Here is a 4,456-nt window from a genome sequence, read left to right on the forward strand (position 1 = left end):
GTGGCGGATGCGGTACAGCAGCGGGTCGCGCAGCAGCATGTTGGGCGACGACAGGTCGATCTTCGCCCGCAGCACATGGGAGCCGTCGGGAAACTCGCCCGCCTTCATCCGCCGGAAGAGGTCCAGGTTCTCCTCCACCGATCGATCCCGGAACGCCGTCGGCCGCCCCGGCTCGGTGACGGTGCCGCGCGCCTCGCGGATCTCCTCGTCCGACGAGCTGTCCACGTACGCCAGCCCGCGCGTCACCAGGAACTCGGCGAAGCGGTACATGTCGTCGAAGTAGTCCGCCGCGTGCAGCACCTCGCCACCGAAGTCGGCGCCCAGCCAGCGGACCGTGTCTACGATGGACTCGACGTAGCTGACGTCCTCGGTCTCGGGATTGGTGTCGTCGAAGCGCAGGTTGAAGCGACCCCCCGTTTCCCGCGCGATCCCGTAGTTCAGGACGATGGACTTGGCGTGGCCGATGTGCAGGTAGCCGTTGGGCTCCGGCGGAAAGCGCGTGACGATGGACTCGTACTTCCCCGCGCGGATGTCGTCCGCGACGATGGAACGGATGAAGTCCAGCCCCTCGCGCGCGGCGAACGCCTCCGCCGGCGAACGCCCGTCGGCGCTGCTGTCCCTGCTGATGTCGGTCACGTGAAGCTCGGTTGATCCAGAGAAACCCGCATGCGGGCGCGAAACCGCGTCGGACGGCGGATCCACAAGGCAAAAGCTCGCGACAGAATAGCGCTCCCGCGGCCGATCTTCAACTGAGCCGGCTGGTCCACGCGATACGACACGGTCGAAGCCCGTTAGCGGGGCTTGGGCGCCATGAACCGAGACTCACCTGTGGCTATCTTCTCTCTTCGAGGCTCCCGGCCCGGGATTCACATGTAATTTTCGGCAGGTGCTGTCCTCGGCCGGGACGGCTCAGAAGATCAAAACGCGGTCACCACGCCCCACATCAGGTATGACAGGATTGCCGCTGGCACGATCGACAACGCACTTCCGAGCAGTGTCAGTACGAACCAACCAATGAGATTTCGTGTCCAGGCGCATGCACGATGCGCAACTCCGAGCGTGAAAACGGAATAGAGAGCAACCGTCACGACCACCGTCCAAGCCGGGCCGTCACGTGGAGATGACGCTCTGAGCCATGACCATGAGAGTGCAGCTACGATCAGGGGCAGACACCCGAGATACCAGCGCGTCCGGCCCGCCCGGATCGCGCAAACGGCGAGCACGCTCAGCGTTAAAGCGTGGCTGATTGCGACGCTTACTTCAGAATTCATCCCATCGTGCCCATACAGGTGGCCGCGCGGAAGCGAAGATCGCACGTGCTGGTTTTCGAGCGGCAGCCTGCTGATCGATGTGGCGTCGGGCGGGGACCGGGTCGAGTGTGCCCGCACGGTTCGCGGGAGACACCTGGCCGCGCGTTCCACGCGGCCGTCCCGCTCGCTCAAGCCCCATGGTCTGCCAGCACGTAATGGCTCCGTCCCCCATCGACGAGCATCAGGGGGTGACGCCGGACCGGGAAGTGTGTTAAATTGCATCGTCACAACCACATACGGTGCGCGTCGACCTCCCGAACCCGAAGGAAGGAGCCCGAATGAAGATCTTGCGCGTTCTTTCCGCGGCTGCGGTCGCCGGCACGCTCGCAACCGCTCCGGCCCATGCGGTGGAGCCCACGCTGCGCGGCTCGCCCTCGTCCATGGTGCGCCAGCACGAGGTGGCCAGGGCCAGCGACTACTCGTTCCTGCGCGACGCCGCCGAGGTCAAGCGCCTGGCCGACGCGGGCTACCTGCAGCGCGTGAAGCCGACGGACGACTTTCGCCTGGCCAACGTGTCGCACCCGTACGCCCGGCCTGAGGTGGTCACCTTCATCGAGCGGCTGAGCGCGCAGTACCGCGACGCCTGCAGCGAGCGCCTGGTGGTCACCAGCCTCACGCGGCCCGTGGGCAACCAGCCCAGCAACGCGCACAAGCTGTCGGTGCACCCGGCGGGGATGGCGGTAGACCTGCGGATCAGCCGCGACGCGGACTGCCGCGCCTGGCTGGAAGGCACCCTGCTGGCGCTGGAAAGCCGCGGCGTGCTCGACGTGACGCGCGAGCGGAACCCGCCGCACTACCACATCGCGGTGTTCCCGGGCGCCTACTCGGCCTACCTGGAGCGGGTCGGCGGAACCTCGGCCGCCGCGCAGTTCGCCAGCGCGCCCAGGCCCCGGACGGCCAGCCTCGAGGAGGAGCCCGCGTCCACCCGGACGGTGTCTCCGGTAAAGAAGCCCGCCGCCGCCGCGGCGCGCTTGGTGACGACGCCGGCCGACGACGACGAGAGCGGTGTGCTGGCGGTGCTCACCGTCTGCGTGCTGGTGTCCATCGCCTTCGCGGGCCGCAAGCGCCGGGTGCGCCGCGCCTGAACGCCGCGGCCCGGCCCAGAGATCATCCCACGCGCGCCCTGGCCGGAAGAATGGCCGGGGCGTCTGGCCATACGCGCAGCCCCAGGCACGAAAGGGCCAGGTCAACGGCCAGCTCCGCCGTCAGGTTCCGCTGGTCCAGGACGGGGTTCACCTCCACCACGTCCAGCCCCCGCACCAACCCGCTGCTGCCCAGCATCTCCATGGCCAGGTGCGCCTCGCGCACGGTCAGCCCGCCGGACACGGGGGTGCCCACGCCCGGCGCGAACTGCGGGTCCAGCACGTCCATGTCGAAGCTGACGTGGATGCCCTCCGTCCCCTCCGTCGCCACCGCGAGGGCCGCCTCCATCACCGCCGCAATGCCGTAGCGGTCGATGGACTCCATCGAAAACACCGTCACCCCCGCCTCGCGCATCAGCGCGCGCTCCCCCGCGTCCAGGTCACGCGTGCCCACGAACGCCACGTTCCGCGGGTCGATGCTGCGCACGGCCGGGTCGCCCGACCCCAACCCGGTCAGCCGCGGATCACCGTAGCCGCAGAGCGCGGCCATCGGCATGCCGTGGATGTTGCCGGACGGCGTGGTTTCGGGCGTGTTCCAGTCGCCGTGCGTATCCACCCACACCACGCCGACCTTGCGGACGCGGGCGTGCCCGCCGATGGAGCCGAGCGCCACGGAGTGGTCCCCGCCCACCACCACGGGAAACCCGCCCGACTTCACGCTCTGCTCCACCGCGTCCGAAAGCGATGCCAGCACGGGGAGGATGGCGTCCACGAAGCGGAGCGTGGGCTCCACCACCTTCACGTTCTCGCGCAGGGGAACGAAGACGTTGCCGCGGTCGTTCACGTCGTGCCCCAGCTTGCGAAGGCGGTCGAAGAGCCCCGCGTGCCGCACCGCCGCCGGCCCCATGTCTACGCCGCGCCGCCCGGCGCCGTAGTCCAGCGGCACTCCGATTACATCGATCTGCATACCCTGTTCATTGCGGGTTTCGCCGCCGCGCGGCCGTTTTGATGCGCGGCGGGCTTCGCGCGGAACACCGGGCCGTCCGCCGGGTCCTGTCGCGCGAGGCCGAAGTCATGCATCTTCGCCCGGCCGGATATATCGCATCGAGCACCCGAGCAACAGACCCGAATGACCGTTCGAACCTTTCTTCCGCTGGCCGCCGCGGCGCTGCTGGCCGCCGCGTGCGTTCCCGGGGGGACGCGCTCCATGCCCGAGCCCCTGTGCGGCCCCAACGACATGCCGCCCCGCCCGACGCCCGAGGCGCCGCCGATGCCCCTGCAGCCGCTGGTGCGCGACATCCACTCGTTCGCGCAGCCCAACGAGGCCCGCGTGCGGCACGTGGTGCTGGACCTGCGCGCCGACTTCGCCGCGAAGACGCTGTCCGGCACCGCCACCCTGGACGTGGATGCGGCCGCCGGGGCCGACGACGTGGTGCTCGACACCAAGGGGCTCGCCATCCAGTCGGTGACAGACCGGGCCGGCCAGCCCCTCCGCTGGGCGCTGGGCGCCGCCGACAGCATCCTGGGCCAGCCGCTCACGGTGCAATTGCCGGGCGGAGGCGAGCACGTGCTGGTCATCCGCTACCAGACCAGCCCCACGGCGAGCGCGCTGCAGTGGCTGACGCCGGAGCAGACGGCTGGCAAGCGCCATCCGTACCTGTTCTCGCAGGGCCAGGCGATCCTCACCCGGACGTGGATTCCCACGCAGGACAGCCCGGGGATCCGCCAGACGTACAGCGCCCGCATCACGGTCCCCGCCGAGTTGAAGGCGGTGATGAGCGCCGAGATGCTGACGCCCGAGGGCGAGCCGGTGTCCGGCGGCCGCGCCTTCCGGTTCCGGATGGGCGAGGCCGTTCCGCCCTACCTGATCGCCCTGGCCGTGGGGGACCTGGCGTTCCGTCCGCTGGGCCCGCGCACCGGCGTCTACACCGAGCCGAGCATGCTGGAGCGCAGCGCCAGCGAGCTGGCCGAGCTGGAGAAGTTCGTCGATGCCGCCGAGTCGCTGTACGGCCCTTATCGCTGGGGCCGCTACGACGTGCTGGTGCTGCCGCCGTCGTTCCCATT

Annotated in this window: 3 protein-coding genes and 1 pseudogene; 2 read left to right on the forward strand and 2 right to left on the reverse strand. The window is 69.5% G+C overall.

Annotated elements, in window-relative coordinates; all coding sequences use genetic code 11:
- The coding region (locus tag VIB55_RS24805) for a glutamate--tRNA ligase family protein (protein ID WP_349263079.1) at positions 1 to 627 on the reverse strand (627 nt) is incomplete at its 3' end.
- Positions 628 to 1,588: 961 nt separating this feature from the next.
- On the opposite strand from VIB55_RS24805, the gene VIB55_RS24810 reads away from it, so the two are divergent.
- Positions 1,589 to 2,395, forward strand: a complete 807-nt coding sequence (locus VIB55_RS24810; RefSeq protein WP_331879378.1) for a DUF5715 family protein — start codon at positions 1,589 to 1,591, stop codon at positions 2,393 to 2,395.
- Between the two features lie 22 nt (positions 2,396 to 2,417).
- Here the strand turns inward: VIB55_RS24810 and rocF are convergent, their stop codons facing one another.
- Entirely contained in the window at positions 2,418 to 3,359 is a 942-nt protein-coding gene (rocF, locus tag VIB55_RS24815; RefSeq protein ID WP_331879379.1) for an arginase, read from the reverse strand.
- Between the two features lie 162 nt (positions 3,360 to 3,521).
- On the opposite strand from rocF, the pseudogene VIB55_RS24820 reads away from it, so the two are divergent.
- Positions 3,522 to 4,456 (forward strand): annotated as a pseudogene (locus VIB55_RS24820) (aminopeptidase); the annotation flags it as partial.

This window comes from Longimicrobium sp., from assembly GCF_036554565.1.
Taxonomy (GTDB): Bacteria; Gemmatimonadota; Gemmatimonadetes; order Longimicrobiales; family Longimicrobiaceae; genus Longimicrobium.

Excerpts from the sequence above, each read along its gene's own strand:
- VIB55_RS24810 (WP_331879378.1), top strand. The coding sequence starts at position 1,589 with ATGAAGATCTTGCGCGTTCTTTCCGCGGCTGCGGTCGCCGGCACGCTC.
- rocF (WP_331879379.1), bottom strand. The coding sequence starts at position 3,359 with ATGCAGATCGATGTAATCGGAGTGCCGCTGGACTACGGCGCCGGGCGG.